Below are 20,493 nucleotides of genomic sequence, written 5' to 3'. Positions count from 1 at the left end.
TGCCCGAACGGCCTCAGTACGTGCCCACGTCGACGTGCGGGGGCCCGTCGTGCCAGGTGCAGATCACCGACACCCGGTCCGCGCCCCGGGTGAACTCCACGCGGATCCAGCTTCCGGTCTTCCACAGCTGCATCGACCAGCCCGTGCCCGGACTCGCCGAGACCAGGGACGCGGAGGCCGGCCCGAGGTCGAAGACCACGCGCCCACCGTCGGTGTCGTAACTCCTGACCCGGCCGGGATCGGACGCCGACGGGCTCGCCGCGGCGGAGGCGGCGGAGTCCGCGGAGACGGGCGCCGGCGTGCGCGGCGGCCTGCTCGGTGCCGCGGACGCGCTCCGCGACGGCGCCGGCCGGCGGGACGGGGACGCGGACGGACCGGGCTCCGGCGCGGTCGCGCCGGCCGCCTTGACCGGCAGGGCGCGGGGCGGGTCGTAGGCCGTGCCCGCCATCACCGTGTGCACACCCCACCACGACAGCGTGACCGCCGCACCCGTGGCGAGCGACCATGCCAGAACGTGAACGAGTCCCCTGCGCATCGCGGCCATACTGCCCCACGCGTCCCGTCCGTGTCGCCCCCCGCTCCGGGGCCCGGGGAGTTGTCCACAGGCCCGCACCGGGGCGGCGGACATGGCGTACGGTGCGGCGCATGGCAAGTGTGCTCGTGGTCGAGGACGACCAGTTCGTCCGCTCGGCGCTCATCCGGCACCTCACCGACGCCTCGCACACCGTGCGCAGCGTCGGCACGGCACTGGAGGCGCTGCGGGAGGTCGCCCATCTCCGCTTCGACGTGGTGATCCTGGACCTCGGTCTGCCCGATCTGGACGGCTCCGAGGCCCTGAAGATGCTGCGCGGCATCACGGACGTCCCCGTCATCGTCGCCACGGCCCGTGACGACGAGACGGAGATCGTGCGGCTGCTCAACGCGGGTGCGGACGACTACCTGACCAAACCGTTCTCCGTCGAGCACCTCTCCGCCCGCATGGCCGCCGTGCTCCGCCGGTCCCGGTCCGGCGCCGGGGAGGCCGCGCCGTCCACCGTGATCCGCGTCGGCGGTCTGACGGTGGATCCGCTGCGCCGCCAGGCCGAACTGGACGGCGTGCGGCTCGACCTCACCCGCCGCGAGTTCGACCTGCTCGCCTTCCTCGCCGGCCGCCCCGGGGTCGTCGTCCCGCGCAGGGAACTGCTGGCCGAGGTGTGGCAGCAGTCCTACGGCGACGACCAGACCATCGACGTCCACCTGTCCTGGCTGCGGCGCAAGCTCGGCGAGACCGCCGCCCGGCCCCGCTATCTGCACACCCTGCGCGGCGTCGGCGTGAAGCTGGAGCCGCCCGGAGCGGAGCGGCCGCGATGAGGTGGGCCCTGGTCAAGGTCTGTCTGGCCGTCACCACCATGGTCGTCGTCGCCTTCGCCGTGCCGCTCGGCCTGGTCGTCAAGGAGATGGCCCGGGACCGCGCCTTCTCCAACGCCGAGCGGCAGGCCGCGGCGGTCGCCCCGGCGCTGTCCATCACCACCGAGCGGGACCAGCTGGAGCGGGTCGTCGCCTCGGCGGGCTCGGACACGCAGATGGCCGTGCACCTGCCGGCGGCCGGCACGAAGGCCGCCGTGGACATCGGGCGCACCCGCGCCGCCGCGGTGGACGTCGCCATGGTGCGCCGGCTGGGGCGCGCCTCCACCGCCGGGGTGTCCGGCGGCTTCGCGCTCCTCCAGCCGGTCGCCCTGAGCACCGGGGCGATCGCGGTCGTCGAGGTCTACGTCCCCGAGTCCGAGGTCAGCAACGGCGTCGGCACCGCCTGGGCGGTCCTCGCCGGCGTCGGGGCCGCGCTCGTGGTCGGCTCCGTCGCCGTCGCCGACCGGCTGGGCGTGCGCATGGTGCGGCCCGCGCGGAGGCTGGTCGAGGGCGCGCACGAGCTGGGGGAGGGCCGGCTCGGCGCACGGGTGCCGGAGGACGGCCCGACCGAACTGCGCCTGGCCGCAGTCGCGTTCAACTCCATGGCCGACCAGGTCGTCCAACTCCTGGCCAACGAGCGGGAGCTGGCCGCCGACCTGTCCCACCGGCTGCGCACCCCGCTGACCGTGCTCCGGCTCAACGCGGCCTCGCTCGGCGACGGGCCGGCCGCCGAGCAGACCCGTGAAGCGGTCGCCCAGCTGGAGCGGGAGGTCGACACCATCATCCGCACCGCCCGGGACGCCAAGCCGCAGACGGCCGCCACCGGTCCCGGCGCCGGATGCGACGCCGCCGAGGTCGTCCGGGAACGGATGGAGTTCTGGTCCGCGCTCGCCGAGGACGAGGGGCGCAAGTGGCGGCTGGCCGGGGTCGAGCGGCCGGTGCGCATCCCCGTGGCCCGGGCCGATCTGGCCGCCGCCCTCGACGCCCTCCTGGGCAACGTCTTCCGGCACACTCCCGAGGGCACCGCCTTCGCGGTCGACGTGCACAACGGCGACGACGCCGTGATCGTGCTCGTCTCCGACGCGGGCGCCGGGATACCCGACCCCGAGGCGGCCATGGCCCGCGGCCGGGGCTCCGGCGCCGACGGCTCCACCGGCCTCGGCCTGGACATCGTGCGCCGCCTGGCGGAGGAGACCGGCGGGGACGTCCGGATCGGCTCGTCGGTGCTCGGCGGCACCGAGGTGCGCATCTGGATCCAGCTGGACCGGCGGCGGCCGGAACGCCGGGGCCACCGGGGCTCCGTGCGCCGCCGCAGACCCGGCCGATTGGTCTCTACCTTTAACCGCCCCCGATCCCTTCCTTAAGCCCGCCCTAAGATCCGCAGGGCCCGTCCGGAAGAGGCGTTTCGCCCGGATCCCGCTCGCTAGCGTGCTGCCGCACCACCCCCCGTGAACAGCGAAGGCAGGCACGATGAGCACGCACCGGCGCAGGATCAGTGGCAGGAACAAGGCGATAGGCGGCCTGGTCGCCGCCGCCGTGGCCGGCGGCGGTGCGCTCGTGTTCACCGGCATCGCCCAGGCGGCCGCGGTCGGCGCCGCGTACACGAAGACCAGCTCCTGGTCGACGGGGTACACCGCGCAGTACGTCGTGACGAACAACAGCGGTGCCACGGAGAAGGACTGGACGCTGGCGTTCGACCTCCCGGCGGGCGCGAGGCTCGGCTCCCTGTGGAACGCCGAGTCGAGCGTCAGCGGGCAGCACGTCACCGTCAAGCCGGCCGGCTGGGACACCGCGGGCCTCGCCCCGGGCGCGTCGGTCACCGTCGGCTTCGTGGTCGACGGCTCCGGCGATCCGACCGGGTGCCGCATCGACGACGCCGCCTGCTCGGCGGACGCCGGTGCCACCCCCGAGCCGAGCGGCCGCCCGGCCGGCACCGCGAGCCCCGCGCCCACCGCCACCCAGTCCGCCACACCTACCGCCGTCCCCAGCGCCACGGCGCCCCCCTCCCAGAACACCGGCACCGGCACGGGCACCGGCACCGGCACCAAGGCGGCGACCGCCGGATTCGCCCCCTACGTCGACACCTCGCTCTACCCCGCCTTCGACCTCCTCGCGAGCGCCGACGCGACCGGTGTGAAGGACTACAACCTCGCCTTCGTCACCGACGGCGGCGGCTGCACCCCGAAGTGGGGCGGCGTCACCGACCTCGCGAGCGACGCCGTCGCCTCCCGGATCGGCGCGCTGCGCGCCAAGGGCGGAGACGTCCGGGTCTCCTTCGGCGGCGCCTCCGGCTCGGAGCTCGCCACCACCTGCTCCTCGGCGGACGCGCTCGCCGCGGCCTACGGCAAGGCCGTGGACCAGTTCAAGCTGACCAAGGTCGACTTCGACGTCGAGGGCGGCGCGCTGCCCGACACCGCCGCCAACACCCGCCGCGCGCAGGCCATCGCCGCGCTCCAGAAGCAGCACCCGGGCCTGGACGTCTCCTTCACCCTCCCCGTCATGCCCGAGGGCCTGACCCAGGACGGCGTCAATCTGCTGTCCGACGCCAGGTCCAACGGCGTGCAGATCTCGACCGTCAACGTCATGGCCATGGACTACGGCGCCTCCTACAGCGGCGACATGGGCACCTACGCCGAGCAGGCCGCCACCGCCACCCAGGCCCAGGTCAAGGGCGTCCTCGGCCTGTCCGACAGCGCCGCCTGGAAGACCGTCGCCGTCACGCCCATGATCGGCGTCAACGACGTCTCCTCCGAGGTCTTCACGGTCGCCGACGCCGGCAGGCTGGCCGGCTTCGCCACGTCGAAGGGCCTCGGCGGGCTGTCCATGTGGTCCGCGGCACGCGACAAGCAGTGCGCCGGCGGCACCAAGCCCACCGCCGACCCCACGTGCAGCTCGGTCGCCCAGGACGCGTTCGCCTTCTCCAAGGCGTTCCACGCCTTCGGCTGACCGCCGCCTGCGCGCACCGGCGTGGTGCCCCGGCCCGGACCTCCCCTCGTCCGGGCCGGGACTCCGTCCGCCTCCCCGTCAGGAACCGTCCACCGGCGGGAGTTCCCCGGTCCGCGCCACCCGGCCGTACCAGTGGGCACTGGACTTGGGCGTCCGGGCGAGGGTCGCGTAGTCGACGTGGACGGCGCCGAACCGCTTGCCGTAGCCGTACGACCACTCGAAGTTGTCCATCAGCGACCACAGGTAGTACCCGCGCACGTCCGCCCCGTCGGCCAGGGCGCGGCGGACGGCGGTGAGATGGCCGTGCAGGTAGGCGATGCGCTCCGGGTCGTGCACCCGGCCGTCCGCGTCCACCTTGTCGTCGCAGGCGGCGCCGTTCTCCGTGACGTACAGCGGCAGTCCGGGGGCCTCGCGGGTGTAGCGCATGATCAGCTCGTGCAGCCCGGTCGGGTCGACCGTCCAGCCCATCTCCGTGCGGTCGCCGGGCGTCTGGTGGAACGCCACGTCGTCCGCGCCCGGCCACGGCGAGAAGGCGCTCGCCCCGTGGCCGTCCGACCGCTGCCCCGGACCGGACGCGTCCGCCGCCGACACCAGGGCCGGCGTGTAGTAGTTGAGGCCGAGGGCGTCCAGGGGGCTGCCGATGTGCTCCAGGTCGCCGTCCCGGACATGGGACCAGTCGGTGATCGACGCGGTCGCCTCCAGCAGTGTGGCCGGGTAGGCGCCGTGCAGCATCGGACCGTGGAAGACGCCGTTGGCGAGGTCGTCGATCCGCCGGGCGGCCGCGAGGTCCGCCGGATCCTGCGAAACGGGCCGGACCACCGCCGAGTTCAGGCTGACGGCGACCGTGTTGCGGGCCGGCATCGCCGACCGCAGCGCCTGCAGGCCCAGCCCGTGCGCCAGGTTCAGGTGGTGCGCCGCGCGCAGCGCGGCCGCCGCGTCCGTCCGGCCGGGCGCGTGCACTCCGGAGCCGTAGCCGAGGAAGGCGCTGCACCACGGTTCGTTGAGCGTGATCCACTGCTCCACCCGGTCGCCGAGCGCCTCGCCCACGATCTGCGCGTACTCCGCGAACCGCAGGGCCGTGTCCCGCTCCGGCCAGCCGCCCGCGTCCTCCAGCTCCTGCGGCAGGTCCCAGTGGTAGAGGGTGAGGGCCGGCCGGATCCCGTGGTCCAGCAGCTCGTCGACCAGGCGCCGGTAGAAGTCCAGGCCCACCTGGACGGCGGGTCCGCGGCCGGTGGGCTGGACCCGCGGCCAGGAGACGGAGAAGCGGTAGGCGTCCAGGCCCATGTCCGCCATCAGGGCCACGTCCTCGCGGTAGCGGTGGTAGTGGTCGACGGCGACGTCACCGGTCTCGCCGCCGGCGGTCTTCCCGGGCGTACGGCTGAAGGTGTCCCAGATCGAGGGCGTACGGCCGCCCTCCCGCACCGCCCCCTCGATCTGGTACGCGGAGGTCGCCGCGCCCCAGAGGAAGGCGGGAGGGAAGGACACCGGGGTCACCGGCTGTGCGGACTCAGGCATGGAAGCGCTCCCATTGGAGGTCGTTCAGACCGACGGGCAGGAGAGGACAGAAAGGGGGGAGGGGGAGGAGGGAGGGGGCAGACGGCGGAGGGGGAAGGAGGGGCGGGAGAGAGGAGAAGGGGAGACGGGCGGGACGGGTGTGCCGCGGCGGCGGGCGACCGGTCCCCGTGCAGGTCCCGGCGTCGATGCCGGGAGCGGGACCGGGCGCCCGCCCGCCTCAGCCCTTGACCGCGCCCTGCATGATGCCGCCCACGATCTGCTTGCCGAAGAGGGCGAAGACCAGCAGCAGCGGCAGGGTGCCGAGCAGCGCGCCCGCCATGATCAGGGACTGGTCGGGGGTGTAGCCGCGGCCCAGGCCCGCCAGGGCCACCTGCACGGTCGGGTTGCCGGTCTGCGTGAGGACGAGGAACGGCCACAGGAAGTCGTTCCACGCCTGCACGAACATCAGCATGCCGAGGACCGCCATCGCGGGCCGCGCCGTGGGGAACACCACGTGCCACACCACGCGCCAGCTGCTCGCGCCGTCCACCCGGGCGGCCTCGACGATCTCGTCCGGCAGCGCCTGGATCAGGTACTGCCGCATGAAGAACACGCCGAACGCACTCACCAGCGAGGGCAGGATCACCGCCTGGAGCTGGTCGGTCCAGTCCAGCTTCGCCACCATCATGTACAGCGGGATGATGCTGAGCTGCGGCGGCACCATCATCGTGCCGATCACCAGCAGCATCAGCGCGCCCCGCCCCCGGAACCGCAGCTTGGCGAAGGCGAACCCGGCGACGGTCGACAGCAGGACGATCGTGCCCGCCGACACCCCCGCCACGACGGTGGTGTTGAGGAACGCCTTGCCGAGGTCGGCGTCGGACCAGGCCACCGACAGGTTGTGCGCCAGGTTGGAGCCGAACCAGAACGGCGGCGGCGTCTGCGCCAGCCGGTTGTTGTCCCGGGAGGCCGCGATCGCCGTCCACACCAGCGGGAACAGCGAGCCGACGGTGAACAGGGCCAGCACCACGTACGCGACGGGGCCGGCGTGCAGCTGCCCGCCGGCGCGGGCCGACCTCGGGCCGCGCACCCGGCGCGGCCCGGCCGTCCGGGCGTCGGGCTTCGTCAGGGTCGTCGTCACGCCCGGACCTCCTTAACTGGCGCGCAGGCGGCGCGAGATGACGTGGTTGACGATGCCGATCACGATGAGGATGAGGAACATCATCCAGGCGATCGCCGAGGCCCGGCCGAGGTGCTGGTTCACCCAGCCCTGCTCGTACAGGTACAGCCCCAGCGTCTGGAACTGGTGCTCGGCGCCGCCCGAGGCGCCCTTGTTGGCGTCGAACAGCAGCGGTTCGCCGAAGACCTGGCTGGCGCCGATCGTCGAGACCACCGTGGTGAAGAGGATCGTCGGCCGCAGCTGCGGCAGGGTGACGTGGAGGAACTGCCGCCAGCGGCTGGCGCCGTCCAGCGCCGCCGACTCGTACAGCTCCTGCGGGACGGCCTGCATCGCCGCGAGGTAGATCAGCGCGTTGTAGCCGGTCCAGCGCCAGATGATGATCGACGACACCGCGATCTGCGAGGGCCAGGTGTCGCCCTGCCAGTCGATCCGGCCGCCGCCGACGAGGTGCAGCACCCAGTTGATCACGCCGTAGTCGCGGCCGAAGAGCAGGGCGAAGACCAGCGAGGCGGCGGCGATCGAGGTGGCGTACGGCGCGAGCATCACGACCCGGTAGAAGGTCGACGCCCGCAGGCGGTAGTTGAGGATGTGCGCGAGGCCCATCGCCATCAGCAGCTGCGGGACGGTCGAGATGATCCCGATGGTCAGGGTGTTGCGCGCCGCGTTCCAGAAGAAGTCGTCGTCGAGGAGGCGGGTGTAGTTGCGCAGCCCCGCCCAGTGCATGTCCGTCGGCGCGGTCAGCTCCACCGTGTGCAGCGAGGCCCACGCGGTGTAGATCAGCGGGAACAGTCCGAAGGCCAGGAACAGCAGGAAGAACGGCGAGACGAAGGCGTACGGGCTCAGGCGCACGTCCCGCCGCCAGCGGCGGGACTGCCGGGCCCGGCGCCGCAGTGCGGCCGAGTCGGACGCGGCCCCGGCCGGACGGGCCGGGGCCGCGCCCCCCTCCTTCGCGGGGGGCGCGGCGGTGTCGTGCCGGGTGGCCATACCGGTCACTGCTCCAGGTTGTTGTCGATGGTCTTCGTGGCCGTGCGCCAGGCCTCGTCGGCGGACTTGCCCTTCGTCACGAGGATCACGCCGTTGTCCGTCAGGCCCTGCTGGATGATCTGGTCCTTCGGGCCGATGGGCTGCACCGGGATGGCCTTGGCGGCGGCGGCGAAGATCCTGCCGATCGGGGCGTCACCGGTCATCGCGTTCTTCGCGCCGGTCACGGCGGGCAGGTCGTAGGCGGCCGGCGCGCTCGGGAAGCTGCCCTGGACGGCGAACAGCTTCGCCTGCTGGGCGGGGGCGGTCAGCCAGGCGATGAAGGCCTCCGCCTGCTTCACGTGCCTGCCGCCGGCGGGCACGGTCAGGAAGGTGCCGCCCCAGTTGCCGGACCGGGGGGCGGCGGCCACGTCCCACTTGCCGGCCGCGTCCGCCTTGGACTTGCCCTTGAGGTAGCCGAGCATCCACGGCGGGCAGGCCACGGTGGCGAACCTGCTGTTGGCGATCGTCTGGTCCCACGACGGCTGGAACTGCGTCTGCGACTGGACGAGCCCCTCCTGGGCGGCCTTGGCGGTCAGGTCGAAGGCCTTGCGGACGGCCGGGTTGGTCTTGTAGACGACCTTGCCGGAGGAGTCGTAGAACCTGTCCTTCTCGCTGCTGAGGATCGCGTTGATCAGACCGCCGGGGGAGTCCATGAAGGAGGTGCCCTGCGGCGCCTTCTTCTTGTACGCCTCCCCGGCCGCGACCAGCTTGCTCCAGTCGCCCGCCCAGAGCCTGCCGACGGCCTCGCGGTCGGTGGGCAGGCCGGCCTTCCGGAAGAGGTCCTTGCGGTAGCAGATCGCCATCGGGCCGATGTCGGTGCCGAGGCCGACGGTCCTGCCGTCCTGGGTGGTGGCCTGCTGCCACTTCCAGTCCAGCCAGGCGGACTTGTCCACCCCGGGGGCCTTGGAGACGTCGGCGAGCTTGGCCGCCTGGGTGTTCACGACCTCGGCGATGTTGCCGACTTCGACGGCCTGGACGTCCATCAGGCCGCTGTTGGTGGTCAGGTGGTTGACGAGCGCCGGGTAGTAGTTCTCGTTCCGTTCGGTGACGTTCTCCTGGATCCGGATGTCCGGGTGCAGCTTCTCGTACGCGGTGTAGAGGCCGGCCTCCTTGAATCCCATGGTGCCGAAGAGGCCCAGGGTGAGGGTGGTCCTCCCACCGCCGCTGCCGCCGTCCGGCGAGCCGGCCGCGCCCTTGCCGTCGTCGGCGCAGCCGGTCAGCAGGCCGGCGCCCAGGGCCGCCACCGCCGCCAGGACCGCCGCCCGGCGGGCGATCGGGGTTCCCCCGCTCGAGCGAAGCCGAGACGGAGGGAGGGTACGTGCTCGCATTGCGTCCTCCTGTTGCCCTGACGTGCCGACCCCCCGGCCACCTGCAGGGTGGGCCCGTAAGTTCGCGCTGCGGCTCGGGCGGGGAACGTGCGGGTTGTGTAGGTGTCAGGTACCGTGGGAGCGCTCCCACGAGTGATGTGTTGAAGAGTCGCGGCTCCGGGCGGGGGTGTCAAGGGACCGGGCGCGGCGAAGTGCGTTCAGTTATCGGCCCGTTAACGAAGCGGGCGGAGCGCGTGAGCGGACACCCGTCGGCCCCCGGGCGGTCCCGGGAGCGGGCCGCGCCGCCCGGCATGACTGTTAGATTCCAGCTCGGCGTGATGACGACGGCGGGAGGCGGAGCCCATGGCAGGCCACGGAGCGCGGGGCCGCAGCGGCGGCCGGCCGACCCTGGAAGAGGTCGCCGCGCGGGCCGGCGTCGGCCGCGGCACGGTCTCCCGGGTGATCAACGGCTCGCCCCGGGTGAGCGACGCGACCCGGGCCGCGGTCGAGGCGGCGGTCGCCGAACTCGGCTACGTCCCCAACACGGCGGCCCGCGCCCTGGCCGCCAACCGCACGGACGCCATCGCCCTCGTCGTCCCCGAGCCCGAGACCCGCTTCTTCGCCGAGCCGTACTTCTCCGACATGCTCCGGGGCGTGGGCGCCGAGCTGGCCGACACCGAGATGCAACTGCTGCTGATCTTCGCGGGCAGCGACCGGGAGCGGCAGCGGCTCGCCCAGTACCTCGCCGCGCACCGGGTCGACGGGGTGCTGCTGGTGTCGGTGCACGCCGACGACCCGCTGCCCGACCTGCTGGCCCAGCTGGAGATCCCGGCGGTGATCAGCGGCCCCAGGTCGGCCGCGGAGGCGCTCACCTCGGTGGACTCGGACAACTACGGAGGCGCCCGCTCGGCCGTGGAGCACCTGCTCGCGGGCGGCCGCCGCACCGTGGCGCACATCACCGGCCGGCTGGACGTCTACGGAGCCCAGCGCCGCGTCGACGGCTACCGGGACGCGCTGAGGGGAGCGGGCCGGGGGGCGGACGAACTGCTCGTCGAGCCGGGCGACTTCACGGAGGAGGGCGGCCGCCGGGCGATGGCGCGGCTGCTGGAGCGCCGGCCCGGTCTGGACGCGGTCTTCGCGGCCTCGGACGTGACGGCGGCCGGAGCCCGTCAGGTGCTGCGCGAGGCGGGCCGCCGCATCCCGGAGGACGTGGCGCTGGTCGGCTACGACGACTCGGCCATCGCCCGCCACATGGACCCGCCGCTCACCAGTGTGCGCCAGCCCATACAGGAGATGGGCCGGGAGATGATCGGGCTGCTGCTGGCGGAGATCGCCGACCGCCGCCCGGCGCCGTCCCGGGACGTGGGCCGGCGGCACGCCGTGCTGCCGACGGAGCTGGTGGTGCGGACGTCGTCGTAGCCCCCGGGCGGCCGGGGCCGATGCGTGCCGCGGCCGTCCGCCGGGCCGTGGCCTCGGCCACGTCCGAGGCCGCCGGCCGTGCCTGCGGGAAGCCGGTGGGAACGCAGACAGCCGGTGACTCCGAGCGGAGTCACCGGCTGACCGATGAGGGTGAGTGACGGGACTCGAACCCGCGGCATCCTGGACCACAACCAGGTGCTCTACCAGCTGAGCTACACCCACCATGACCGGTTCTTCGGTTTGATTTCTCCCCGACCGGCCGAGAAAAAGTGTACAGGGTCCGAAGGGGTGCTCGCGCACGGCTTTCGCGGCGCCCCCTCCCGTACCCGTCGCGCGCCGCTATCCGGCGGGCAGTACGTGCTTGGCCGCGATCGCCCTGGCCGTGTCGGAGTCGGGGCCGGGCTGGGGCACGAAGACGGCCTCGCGGTAGTAGCGCAGCTCGGCGATGGACTCGCGGATGTCGGCGAGGGCGCGGTGGTTGCCGTTCTTCTCGGGGCTGTTGAAGTACGCCCGCGGGTACCAGCGCCGGGCCAGCTCCTTGACGGAGGACACGTCGACGATCCGGTAGTGGAGGTAGGACTCCAGCGTCGGCATGTCGCGCAGCAGGAAGCCGCGGTCGGTGCCGACCGAGTTGCCGCACAGGGGGGCCTTGCCCGGCTCCTTCACGTGCTCGCGCACGTAGGCCAGGACCTGCTCCTCGGCGTCCTTCAGGGTCGTCCCGGCGGCCAGTTCGTCGAGCAGGCCGGAGGCGGTGTGCATCTGACGCACCACGTCCGGCATCGTCTCCAGCGCCGCGTCCGGCGGGCGGACGACGATGTCCACTCCGTCGCCGAGCACGTTGAGCTCGGAGTCCGTGACGAGGGCTGCCACCTCGATGAGCGCGTCGTCGGACAGCGAGAGGCCGGTCATCTCGCAGTCGATCCACACCATGCGATCGTTCATGTGTCTCACCATACGGCGCGCCGCCGCCGTCCGGGCCGGCCGTGCACGGTGCGGACGCGGGCCGGGCACCGGGTGGGCGGGCACACGGCCCGCCCACCCGGTCCGTCAGCCTCCGCTGCGCTGGCCCGGCAGGCTCGCCAGCGGCGCCACCCGCCGGCCCTGGTGCGGCAGCGGGCCCTCCGGATGGAGGGAGGGCACCGGGCCGTTCGGGCCAGGGATGCCGACCGGGGCGGCGGGCCCGCCCGGCCCCGTCAGCCCGGAGGTGCTCGCCGGCCCCATCGGGGCGCCCTCGACGTCACCGATGCGCTCGCTCTGCGGCCGGCGCGCCCGGTACGCGGCCCGGTACGCGGCCGGCGACGAGCCGAGCTGCCGCCGGAAGTGCCCGCGCAGCGCCACCGGTGAGCGGAAGCCGCAGCGCCCCGCGACCTCGTCCACCGAGTAGTCCGACGTCTCCAGCAGGCGCTGCGCCTGCAGCACCCGCTGGGTGATCAGCCACTGCAGCGGCGCGCTCCCGGTGAGGGAGCGGAAGCGGCGGTCGAACGTACGGCGGCTCATGTACGCCCGTGCCGCGAGCGTCTCCACGTCGAACTGCTCGTGGAGGTGCTCCAGCGCCCAGGCGACGACCTCGGCGAGCGGGTCGGCGCCGATCTCCTCCGGTAAAGACCTGTCCAGATAGCGCTCCTGCCCGCCGCTGCGGCGCGGTGGGACGACGAGGCGCCGGGCGAGCGCGCCCGCCGCCTCGTTGCCGTGGTCCGTCCGCACGATGTGCAGGCACAGGTCGATCCCGGCCGCGGTGCCGGCCGACGTCAGCACGTCGCCGTCGTCGACGAACAGCTCCCGCGGATCCACGTGCACCGACGGATAGCGCTTGGCCAGCGTCGGCGCGTACATCCAGTGCGTGGTGGCGGGACGCCCGTCGAGCAGACCCGCCGCCGCCAGCACGAAGGCGCCGGTGCACAGTCCGACGATGCGGGCGCCCTCCTCGTGCGCCCGGCGCAGGGCGTCGAGCGCCTCCTCCGGTGGCGGCGAGGTGATCGAGCGCCAGGCCGGCACGACGACGGTCCCGGCACGCGAGATCGCCTCCAGGCCGTGTGGTGCGGTGAGTTCCAGGCCCCCTGTGGTCCGCAGCGGGCCTTCCTCGCCACCGCACACGAGCAGGCGGTAGCGCGGCACTCCGGCGTCCTGGCGGTCAATCCCGAACACCGACAGCGGTATGGAACTCTCGAAAATGGGGCCGCCGCTGAACAGCAGCACCGCGACGATCTCCTTGCGACGTCGCCCGGACAGCTTCCGGGCCGCGGATTCCGGCGCGGCAGTGGAGTCGTGGCTCATCCTGCTAAGCCCCCCTCGGTGGTCGCGGCTCCTCGGTTGTGTCGCTCCTGCACGTTTCCCCTCGGTTTTGCACGAGTCCCCCGCCGTAAGACAGTCAAGATCGAATCTACTGGGTCGCGCCGTGCCGACGTGGCCGGTTCAGCACCCGGTGCATTGTCGACATGGCAACTTGGCGTAAAGCATTCGATCACGAAGCGTTGCACTCGGGGAGCGTGCAGGGAAGTGCGCCTTGTCGCGGTGGCCAATCCCCGTAGGGTGCGCGGGGTCCTCGGACCCCTGTCCGTGCAGGTCGTACCGGGGTTGGGGGGTGTCGGGGCCCGGTAATGCGCCACCCTTGGAAGTTGGCTGAAAAGATACGGGCGAGGGCGCGGAAACCGGTCAGTCGACCGGTGCTGTTCCGCCAGCGTGACGTCCGCCTCGGTGGGCGCCGGTCCCGGCGCGGTGGCGCCGACCGCGGTGCGGGGCGCGCTCCTCGGTCAGCAACCGGGCCGCCCCCCGCTCCGACCGGCGCAGCAGGATCCGGCAGGCCGCGGTGACCGCCGCCAGCCCCAGCGCCGTGCCAGCGGTGCCGGCGAGCGAGGTGCCGAACCAGAGCAGGACCACGGGCACCAGTACGCAGCTGAAGGCGGCCCAGCGCACCACGTCGCTCGCGGAGTCCGCCGCGCGCGGCGGCGACGGACGGCGCTCGGGGACGGTACGGGGTCCGGACACGGGCGCGCTCCCTGGGGCGGTGGTTCGCCCGGTTCCTGAGACGGTGGTTCGCCCGGTTCAACGCCTGTTCGATCCCGGAGTCACTGTGCGGCACCGGTACGGCCCCGTCCGGGTGTCCGCGCCACGCCCAAACCGCCTGTAGGGGGCAGCAACCGTTGCGTTGCGGGCGTCACTCGTGCATGCTCCGGGGACCACCACGTCGGGGGTCCCCCTGCCCGAGCGAAGCCGACGGCCGGGGCGGCGCGCGGGATCTGGCGAAGGAGGCGTGCCGCCGTACCCTTGGGGGTATGGGGACGGAAGACGATTCCCGGACACACCTTCGCCGCACACCGACGTCCCCCACAAAGGATCGCATCGCCGAGACAGCCATGGCCGGTCACGAATTCTTCGAACCCGCGGACCGCAAGCGGCCCGTCGCCGACCCCACGGCGGCCGACCCCCAGGCGGCCGAAGAGTCACGCACATCGTGCGATCCCGCCTTCCAGCACGGTGTCGTCGTCGGCTTCGACGGATCCACCTCCAGCGAGCGCGCCCTCGCCTACGCGATCGGCATGGCGCACCGCTCCCAGTCGGGCCTGATCATCGTCCATGTCGCCAACCGGCTGCCCACCACGGTGTGGGCGGGCTGCGAGCCCCCCGTCTTCGTGGACGTCCCCGACCACCGCACCGAGGTCCTCGGTCTCGAACTGGCCTGCGCGGAGTACCTCGCCGAGGTCCCCTGGATCCTGGTCGAGCGCGGCGGCGACATCTGCCACGAGCTCGAGGAGGTCGGCAAGGAGTACGCGGCGGACGCGATCGTCGTCGGCTCCACGCACGGCATCGTCGGGCGCCTCTTCGGCTCCGTGGCCGGGCGGCTCGCCAAGCGTGCGCAGCGCCCCGTGATCGTCATTCCCTGACCCCCTTCCGCGGGCCGCGGGCGTCTCCCGCGCGCCGTTCCGCGCTCCCTGCGGACCGCCGGCGTCCCGTTCGGCCCGCTTCCGTGCACGGCGCGTGAAACTACCGGCGCGTAGAGGTGTTTGTGCCCTTGTGAAGGGCATATACCGGTCGTCGGCCCCGCTTCGGCCGGATCCGCGCCGTACGCGCGACCCCAGCACCCGCACGAAGGGAGCCCGCCGTGGACCACGACGTCACCGCGGGAAGGACCACCACGATCACCGGCCGCCTCGCCCTCGGCGTCACCCTGCTGGCCTTCGGCCTCGGATGCACCGGGGTCGTGGGCGGAGTCACGGCGGACGACACCCTGACGGTCGCTCACTACGTGGGCGGCGTCGCCCTGTTCGCCGTCGGCCTGCTCGCCCTGCGCGAGCGTGACACCGTGTCCGGTACGTCCTTCACCGCGCTCGGTGCCCTCTGGTTCACCTGGGCCGTGTCGGCCGGCAACCAGATCTCCCGCAACGGTGCGGGACTCTTCCTGCTCCTGTTCGCCCTGGTGGCGCTCACCCTGGCGCTCGCCGGCGGCGACCTGCTCGACAGGACCTGCCACGGGCTGCTCTGCGCCGCCCTGCTCCTGCTCGCCGTCGCCCGGTTCGCCGACAGCGGTGCCCTCACGCGGGCGGGCGGCTGGTGCGCCGTGGCGGCCGGCGCCGCCACCTGGTACGCCGCGACCGCGGCCCTCGCCCACTGGCCCACGGCCCTTCCCCGACGTGCTGCCGGCCGGGGGGTGACGGCCACCGGCTGAGGCAGCCGCGGGGCCGGCGCGTCGGGCGGATCCGGTCCCGCAACGGGGACGACCCCCTGTGCAGGTGGCGCACAGGGGGTCGTCCGCGTCCGCGGGGGCCGGCGGGGTCCCCGGCGGTGCCGTCCTACTCCACCGTCACGGACTTGGCCAGGTTGCGCGGCTTGTCGATGTCCCGGCCGAGCGCCAGTGCCGTGTGGTAGGCGAGCAGCTGGAGCGGGATGCCCATCAGGATCGGGTCCAGCTCGTCCTCGTTCTTCGGGACGATGATCGTCTGGTCGGCCTTCTCCTGCTCCCGGTGCGCGACCGCGAGGATCTGGCCGCTGCGGGCCTTGATCTCCTCCAGGGCCGCGCGGTTCTTCTCCAGCAGGTCGTCGTCCGGCACGATCGCCACGGTCGGCAGTGCCGGCTCGATCAGCGCCAGCGGGCCGTGCTTGAGCTCGGAGGCCGGGTAGGCCTCGGCGTGGATGTACGAGACCTCCTTGAGCTTCAGCGAGGCCTCGCGGGCCACCGGGTAGCCGCGCACGCGGCCGATGAAGAGCATGGAGCGGGCCTCGGCGTAGGTCTCGGCCAGCTTCTTGATCTCCTCCTCCTGCTCCATGATCGCGGAGATCTGCTCCGGCAGCCGGCGCAGGCCCTCGATGATCCGCTTGCCGTCGCGGACCGACAGGTCGCGGATGCGGCCGAGGTGCAGGGCGAGCAGCGCGAAGGCGACCGTGGTGTTGGTGAAGCACTTGGTCGACACGACGCAGACCTCGGGGCCGGCGTGCACGTAGACGCCGCCGTCCGCCTCGCGGGCGATCGCGGAGCCGACCACGTTGACCACGCCGAGGACGCGGGCGCCCTTGCGCTTGAGCTCCTGGACGGCCGCCAGCACGTCGTAGGTCTCACCGGACTGGGAGACCGCGATGTACAGGGTGTCGGGGTCCACGACCGCGTTGCGGTAGCGGAACTCCGAGGCGGGCTCGGCGTCGGCGGGGATCCGCGCCAGCTCCTCGATCATCTGGGCGCCGATCATGCCCGCGTGGTACGAGGTGCCGCAGCCGAGGATCTTCACCCGGCGCACCGCGCGCGCCTCGCGCGGGTCGAGGTTGATGCCGCCGAGGTGCACGGTGGCGAAGCGGTCGTCGATCCGGCCGCGCAGCACCCGGTCCACGGCCTCGGCCTGCTCGTGGATCTCCTTGTGCATGTACGTGTCGTGGCCGCCCATGTCGTACGACTCGGCCTCCCACTCCACGGTGGTCGGCTCGGCGGTCGTCCGGGTGCCCTCGGTGGTGTACGTGCGGAAGTCGTCGGCCTTGAGGGTGGCCATCTCGCCGTCGTCGAGGGTGACTATCTGCCGGGTGTGGGCGACCAGCGCGGCGACGTCGGAGGCGACGAACATCTCCTTCTCGCCGATGCCGAGCACGACCGGGGAGCCGTTGCGGGCCACCACGATCCGGTCCGGGAAGTCGGCGTGCAGGACGGCGACGCCGTAGGTGCCCTCGACCAGGCGGAGCGCGGCGCGAACCTTCTCCTCCAGCTTCTCGGCCGGGGAGCGGGCGATCAGGTGGGTGAGGACCTCGGTGTCGGTCTCGGAGAGGAACTCGACGCCGTCCGCCTCCAGCTTGCGGCGCAGGTCGGCGGCGTTGTCGATGATGCCGTTGTGGACGACGGCGACCGTCTCGTCGGCCGACATGTGCGGGTGGGCGTTCACGTCGGACGGGGCGCCGTGGGTGGCCCAGCGGGTGTGGGCGATGCCGGTGGTGCCCTTGAAGCGCGCCGGGACCTTGGCCTCCAGGTCGCGCACCCGGCCCTTGGCCTTGACCATCTTCAGGGCCGGCGACTTGGGCGAGCTGACGACGACGCCCGCCGAGTCGTACCCGCGGTACTCCAGGCGCTGCAGCCCCTCGAGCAGCAGCGGGGCGACGTCACGCTTCCCGATGTATCCGACGATTCCGCACATGTGTATCCGTATTCCTCAGTCTCGACTCAGCCGTAGACGATGCGTCGCAGTTGCCGCTGCGACAGTTCCGGCGGTGCCACCGCGCGGTACTTCAGGTCCGCCGCGATCCGTTCGAAGATCGTCGCGTTCACCAGGCCCTGGGCCTGGAGCTCGCGGTGGCGGCGACGGACGAACTCCTCGGTCGTCTCGTCGAAGTAGGCGAGCACGTCCTGGATCACCCGCAGTGCCTCGCCCCGGCTCAGTGGCGTGGACCGCGTCAGATGATCGACAAGTTCGTCGTGCACCCGGATGATCCTGGGGTACCGCCGCCCCTTTCGCAAGGAGCCTGCCCGATTTCGGGCAGGCTTGCCGGCAGGTTCCCCCGGAGCGCCGTCTTTTCGCCGCTCGACGTGTGGCATCCGTCACGAGGGACGGCCCGGCGGCTCACATCCGCTGGAGGACGGCCCGCTTCGCCAGGGCGAACTCCTCGTCCGTCAGCACTCCGGTGCGGTGCAGCTCGCCCAGTTCGCGCAGCCGCCGCAGCAGGGCGTCGTGGTCGTCCTCGACGGCGCGCGGGAGCTGCCGCGGGACACCGCCCGGCGCCAGGGCCCCGACCGTCTCGTGTCCTTCCCGTCCCTCCTGCCCCTCCGGCTGTCCCGGATGCGGCAGCCGCGCCTGCACGGCCGCCGCGACCAGCGCCATCAGCGGGTCCCGCCGGAAGCCCCACAGCTCCACCGCGTGCGGGTCGTACTTGGGCGGGGACGCCGTCACCGCGTTCCGCACGGTGAAGCGCAGATGGCCGTTGTCCAGTCCGGCGGCGGGCTGCCACTGCACGGCGGTGACGTCTGCCAGGGCGAGCGTCCGGGCGCCGGCCGCCGCCTTGGCGTCCTCAGTCTTCCAGTTCCACTCCAGGCGCACCCGTTCGCCGTCGAAGGCGGCCGAGCCGTCGCCCGCGGCGGCGGACACCGGCACGGGTGGGCCGGGCAGCAGGTACTCCGTCACCGGTTCGGGTGAAACCTGTTCGAGGAGCAGGGCGTTGCGCACCTCGTCCACCAGGTACTCGGCGACGCCCAGGCGGTCGGAGTCCACCACCAGCCGGTAGGGGTCGTGCGGTTCGGCCAGCCGGCCGCCGGTCGCCAGCAGCAGGGGGTCGCTGCCGTCGCGCAGCCGCAGCCTGAGCCGCCCCGACTTCTTCCCCTGTTCGCACGAGATGCCCGCCAACGCCTGCAGCGGTACGACGAGTTCGCCCAGACTTCTGCGCAGGAGCCCGACGCTCCGGTCCCGCCCGGGGACCAGCCGCAGGGCGTCGCCGTCGAGCACCCACGTGCCGTCCCTCTGGATGATCTCCGCCATGGGGGCGATTGTTCCACCGCTTATCGTTTCCCCGCTTCTGCGAGAGAGTGGTGCGTACCGCCGGGGCCACCGGCCCCCCGAGACGAGTCCCAGGGAGTGCATGTGAGACGGCACCACGGCACGCTTCCCCGCCCGGCCCGCACCACCCGCGTCCTCGGTTCGCTGCTGCTCGTCGCGGCGGCCGGCGCCTTCGCCGTCGGCGCGGCACCCGTCGGCGCGGCCCCCGGGGGTCCCGCGGCGGCGCCCGCGACACCGCTGGACCGGGTCGTCCCGGCCCCCGCCTCGGTCCGCGCGGCCGGATCCCCGTACCGCCTCACCCGGGACGCGGCCATCCGGGTGGACGACTCCGGCGAGGTGCGCCGGATCGGCGGGTACCTCGCGGACGTCCTGCGTCCGTCGACGGGCTACCGCCTGCCCGTGACCACCCGCGGCTCCGGAGGCATCCGGCTGCACCTCGCCCACGGCCGCTACGGCGCCGAGGGCTACCGCCTGGACAGCGGCCGCGCGGGCGTGACGATCACCGCGGGCGCCCCGGCCGGCCTCTTCCACGGGGTGCAGACGCTGCGCCAGCTGCTGCCCGCGGCCGTCGAGCGCCGCTCCGTGCAGCCCGGGCCCTGGCAGATCGCCGGCGGCACCGTGGAGGACCGCCCGCGCTACGCCTACCGCGGCGCCATGCTGGACGTCTCCCGCCACTTCTTCACCGTCGCGCAGGTCAAGCGCTACATCGACGAACTCGCCCTCTACAAGATCAACGAGCTGCACCTGCACCTCAGCGACGACCAGGGCTGGCGCATCGCGATCGACTCCTGGCCGCGCCTGGCCTCCTACGGCGGCTCGACCGAGGTGGGCGGCGGGAAGGGCGGCCACTACACCAAGGCCGACTACCGCGAGATCGTCCGCTACGCCGCCTCCCGCTACCTGGAGGTCGTCCCCGAGATCGACACGCCCGGCCACACCAACGCGGCCCTCGCCTCGTACGCCCAGCTGAACTGCAACGGCACGGCGCCGCCGCTCTACACCGGCACCAACGTCGGCTTCAGCTCGCTGTGCGTGTCCAAGGACGTCACCTACACCTTCCTGAACGACGTCGTCCGGGAACTGGCCGCGATGACCCCCGGCCGCTATCTCCACATCGGCGGCGACGAGGCGCACTCCACCAGCCACGACGACTACGTGACGTTCATGAACCGGGTGCAGCCCCTGGTCGCCCGGTACGGCAAGACGGTGATGGGCTGGCACCAGCTCACCGGCGCCACCCCGGCCAAGGGCGCGCTCGCCCAGTACTGGGGCCTGGACTCCACCGGCGCCGCCGAGAAGGCGCAGGTCGTCCGGGCGGCCCAGCACGGCACCGGGCTGATCCTCTCCCCGGCCGACCGCGTCTACCTCGACATGAAGTACACCAAGGACACCCCGCTGGGCCTGTCCTGGGCGGGCTACGTCGAGGTGAAGCGGTCCTACGACTGGGATCCCGCCACCTACCTGCCCGGCGCCCCCGCGTCCGCCGTCCGGGGCGTCGAGGCGCCGCTGTGGTCCGAGACCCTCTCGACCTCCGCGCACCTCGACTACATGGCCTTCCCGAGGCTGCCCGGGGTCGCCGAGCTCGGCTGGTCGCCCGCCGCCACCCACGGCTGGGACGCCTACAAGGTGCGGCTCGCGGCCCAGGCCCCGCGCTGGGAGGCGCTCGGCATCGGCTACTACCGCTCGCCGCAGGTGCCCTGGCCGAACGGCTGAGCGGCGGGCCCGGCCCGGGCCCCCGCCCGTGCCGGCCGCCCGGATGCCCGGGCGGCCGGCACGCACCGCG

General features: G+C 73.0%; 18 protein-coding genes and 1 tRNA gene. 7 read left to right on the top strand and 12 right to left on the bottom strand.

Features of this window, described 5'->3' with window-relative positions; genetic code table 11:
• Positions 1-13 precede the first annotated feature (13 nt).
• Positions 14-535 carry a hypothetical protein gene (locus tag P3H78_RS03315; RefSeq protein WP_276107191.1) on the bottom strand — a complete coding sequence of 174 codons (522 nt, stop codon included), beginning with the start codon at positions 533-535 and terminating at the stop codon, positions 14-16.
• A 110-nt stretch (positions 536-645) separates the two neighbouring features.
• Here P3H78_RS03315 and P3H78_RS03310 point away from each other — a divergent pair, with 110 nt between their 5' ends.
• From P3H78_RS03310 to P3H78_RS03300, 3 genes are all read left to right on the top strand, one after another.
• Positions 646-1,350, top strand: a complete 705-nt coding sequence (locus P3H78_RS03310) for a response regulator transcription factor (RefSeq protein WP_276107190.1) — start codon at positions 646-648, stop codon at positions 1,348-1,350.
• Positions 1,347-2,750, top strand: a complete 1,404-nt coding sequence (locus P3H78_RS03305) for a sensor histidine kinase (protein ID WP_276107189.1) — start codon at positions 1,347-1,349, stop codon at positions 2,748-2,750. The genes P3H78_RS03310 and P3H78_RS03305 overlap by 4 nt, the downstream gene beginning before the upstream one ends.
• Before the next feature lie 106 nt (positions 2,751-2,856).
• A complete protein-coding gene (locus P3H78_RS03300; protein WP_276107188.1) occupies positions 2,857-4,332 on the top strand; it encodes a glycoside hydrolase family 18 protein in 1,476 nt (491 codons plus the stop codon).
• A gap of 78 nt (positions 4,333-4,410) precedes the next feature.
• On the opposite strand, the gene P3H78_RS03295 is transcribed toward P3H78_RS03300, so the two are convergent.
• The 4 genes from P3H78_RS03295 to P3H78_RS03280 form a co-directional block, all read right to left on the bottom strand.
• Entirely contained in the window at positions 4,411-5,847 is a 1,437-nt protein-coding gene (locus tag P3H78_RS03295; protein ID WP_276107187.1) for a GH1 family beta-glucosidase, read from the bottom strand.
• A 217-nt stretch (positions 5,848-6,064) separates the two neighbouring features.
• Positions 6,065-6,967: a carbohydrate ABC transporter permease gene (locus P3H78_RS03290; protein ID WP_276107186.1), complete on the bottom strand. Its 903-nt coding sequence runs from the start codon at positions 6,965-6,967 to the stop codon at positions 6,065-6,067.
• Between the two features lie 12 nt (positions 6,968-6,979).
• Positions 6,980-7,990 carry a carbohydrate ABC transporter permease gene (locus tag P3H78_RS03285; RefSeq protein ID WP_276107337.1) on the bottom strand — a complete coding sequence of 337 codons (1,011 nt, stop codon included), beginning with the start codon at positions 7,988-7,990 and terminating at the stop codon, positions 6,980-6,982.
• Positions 7,991-7,995: 5 nt separating this feature from the next.
• Positions 7,996-9,357 carry an ABC transporter substrate-binding protein gene (locus tag P3H78_RS03280; RefSeq protein WP_276107185.1) on the bottom strand — a complete coding sequence of 454 codons (1,362 nt, stop codon included), beginning with the start codon at positions 9,355-9,357 and terminating at the stop codon, positions 7,996-7,998.
• Between the two features lie 342 nt (positions 9,358-9,699).
• Between P3H78_RS03280 and P3H78_RS03275 the strand changes: the two genes are divergently transcribed.
• On the top strand, positions 9,700-10,755 hold the full coding sequence (locus P3H78_RS03275; protein WP_276107184.1) for a LacI family DNA-binding transcriptional regulator: 1,056 nt from the start codon (positions 9,700-9,702) through the stop codon (positions 10,753-10,755).
• Positions 10,756-10,904: 149 nt separating this feature from the next.
• Here the strand turns inward: P3H78_RS03275 and P3H78_RS03270 are convergent.
• The 4 genes from P3H78_RS03270 to P3H78_RS03255 all read right to left on the bottom strand — a co-directional run bounded on the left by P3H78_RS03270 (position 10,905) and on the right by P3H78_RS03255 (position 13,740).
• Positions 10,905-10,977 (bottom strand) — tRNA-His (locus tag P3H78_RS03270).
• Positions 10,978-11,094: 117 nt separating this feature from the next.
• Positions 11,095-11,697, bottom strand: a complete 603-nt coding sequence (orn, locus tag P3H78_RS03265) for an oligoribonuclease (protein WP_276107183.1) — start codon at positions 11,695-11,697, stop codon at positions 11,095-11,097.
• Between the two features lie 105 nt (positions 11,698-11,802).
• The gene (locus tag P3H78_RS03260; protein WP_276107182.1) at positions 11,803-13,029 is read right to left on the bottom strand and encodes a GlxA family transcriptional regulator; all 1,227 of its coding nucleotides are present in this window, start codon (positions 13,027-13,029) and stop codon (positions 11,803-11,805) included.
• 378 nt (positions 13,030-13,407) lie between these two features.
• A complete protein-coding gene (locus P3H78_RS03255) occupies positions 13,408-13,740 on the bottom strand; it encodes a hypothetical protein (RefSeq protein ID WP_276107181.1) in 333 nt (110 codons plus the stop codon).
• A gap of 368 nt (positions 13,741-14,108) precedes the next feature.
• Between P3H78_RS03255 and P3H78_RS03250 the strand changes: the two genes are divergently transcribed.
• Positions 14,109-14,636, top strand: coding sequence for a universal stress protein (locus tag P3H78_RS03250; RefSeq protein WP_276107180.1), 528 nt, complete (start codon positions 14,109-14,111; stop codon positions 14,634-14,636).
• 218 nt (positions 14,637-14,854) lie between these two features.
• The gene (locus tag P3H78_RS03245) at positions 14,855-15,418 is read left to right on the top strand and encodes a GPR1/FUN34/YaaH family transporter (RefSeq protein WP_276107179.1); all 564 of its coding nucleotides are present in this window, start codon (positions 14,855-14,857) and stop codon (positions 15,416-15,418) included.
• Positions 15,419-15,542: 124 nt separating this feature from the next.
• Here P3H78_RS03245 and glmS read toward each other — a convergent pair whose 3' ends face one another.
• From glmS to P3H78_RS03230, 3 genes are all read right to left on the bottom strand, one after another.
• Positions 15,543-17,360, bottom strand: a complete 1,818-nt coding sequence (glmS, locus tag P3H78_RS03240; protein WP_276107178.1) for a glutamine--fructose-6-phosphate transaminase (isomerizing) — start codon at positions 17,358-17,360, stop codon at positions 15,543-15,545.
• 26 nt (positions 17,361-17,386) lie between these two features.
• On the bottom strand, positions 17,387-17,644 hold the full coding sequence (locus P3H78_RS03235) for a hypothetical protein (RefSeq protein ID WP_276107177.1): 258 nt from the start codon (positions 17,642-17,644) through the stop codon (positions 17,387-17,389).
• 139 nt (positions 17,645-17,783) lie between these two features.
• Positions 17,784-18,692, bottom strand: a complete 909-nt coding sequence (locus tag P3H78_RS03230; protein WP_276107176.1) for a DUF4429 domain-containing protein — start codon at positions 18,690-18,692, stop codon at positions 17,784-17,786.
• A gap of 102 nt (positions 18,693-18,794) precedes the next feature.
• Here P3H78_RS03230 and P3H78_RS03225 point away from each other — a divergent pair, with 102 nt between their 5' ends.
• Entirely contained in the window at positions 18,795-20,423 is a 1,629-nt protein-coding gene (locus P3H78_RS03225) for a beta-N-acetylhexosaminidase (RefSeq protein WP_276107175.1), read from the top strand.
• Positions 20,424-20,493 lie beyond the last annotated feature (70 nt).

The organism is Streptomyces tropicalis (genome assembly GCF_029269835.1).
Lineage (GTDB): Bacteria > Actinomycetota > Actinomycetes > Streptomycetales > Streptomycetaceae > Streptomyces > Streptomyces tropicalis.
Note: the sequence above shows the minus strand (reverse complement) of the source record. Positions and strands in the feature narration are given on the sequence as shown.

Coding starts and splice junctions, on each gene's coding strand:
- P3H78_RS03315 (WP_276107191.1), bottom strand. CDS start 535: ATGCGCAGGGGACTCGTTCACGTTCTGGCATGGTCGCTCGCCACGGGT.
- P3H78_RS03310 (WP_276107190.1), top strand. CDS start 646: ATGGCAAGTGTGCTCGTGGTCGAGGACGACCAGTTCGTCCGCTCGGCG.
- P3H78_RS03305 (WP_276107189.1), top strand. CDS start 1,347: ATGAGGTGGGCCCTGGTCAAGGTCTGTCTGGCCGTCACCACCATGGTC.
- P3H78_RS03300 (WP_276107188.1), top strand. CDS start 2,857: ATGAGCACGCACCGGCGCAGGATCAGTGGCAGGAACAAGGCGATAGGC.
- P3H78_RS03295 (WP_276107187.1), bottom strand. CDS start 5,847: ATGCCTGAGTCCGCACAGCCGGTGACCCCGGTGTCCTTCCCTCCCGCC.
- P3H78_RS03285 (WP_276107337.1), bottom strand. CDS start 7,990: ATGGCCACCCGGCACGACACCGCCGCGCCCCCCGCGAAGGAGGGGGGC.
- P3H78_RS03280 (WP_276107185.1), bottom strand. CDS start 9,357: ATGCGAGCACGTACCCTCCCTCCGTCTCGGCTTCGCTCGAGCGGGGGA.
- P3H78_RS03275 (WP_276107184.1), top strand. CDS start 9,700: ATGGCAGGCCACGGAGCGCGGGGCCGCAGCGGCGGCCGGCCGACCCTG.
- orn (WP_276107183.1), bottom strand. CDS start 11,697: ATGAACGATCGCATGGTGTGGATCGACTGCGAGATGACCGGCCTCTCG.
- P3H78_RS03260 (WP_276107182.1), bottom strand. CDS start 13,029: ATGAGCCACGACTCCACTGCCGCGCCGGAATCCGCGGCCCGGAAGCTG.
- P3H78_RS03250 (WP_276107180.1), top strand. CDS start 14,109: ATGGCCGGTCACGAATTCTTCGAACCCGCGGACCGCAAGCGGCCCGTC.
- glmS (WP_276107178.1), bottom strand. CDS start 17,360: ATGTGCGGAATCGTCGGATACATCGGGAAGCGTGACGTCGCCCCGCTG.
- P3H78_RS03230 (WP_276107176.1), bottom strand. CDS start 18,692: ATGGCGGAGATCATCCAGAGGGACGGCACGTGGGTGCTCGACGGCGAC.